Annotated in this window: 1 pseudogene; it reads left to right on the forward strand. The window is 56.8% G+C overall.

Features of this window, described 5'->3' with window-relative positions:
- A pseudogene (locus QN399_RS26660) lies at positions 1–236 on the forward strand (hypothetical protein); the annotation flags it as partial.

Raw genomic sequence — 236 nt, forward strand, 5'->3', positions numbered from 1 at the left:
TGGGATGCCCTTAAAGCGCTGCATGAGCGACAACTGGCCGAGAACAAGGCCAACCATGAGGGCCAACCGCTCAAGGAATTGTCAGGCACCTCGCTGGCAACGCATCAGGAATATCGGGCGCTCAAACAGGGTTATGAACAACGCGTCGGCGCGGAACGGCCCATCGACTTTAATACCCATAAAGCCTTTGAACCCACGCTCGATCAGCGCCAGATGGACAGGGCCATGACCGAGTT

It is taken from the genome of Pseudomonas sp. 10C3, from assembly GCF_036346185.1.
Lineage (GTDB): Bacteria > Pseudomonadota > Gammaproteobacteria > Pseudomonadales > Pseudomonadaceae > Aquipseudomonas.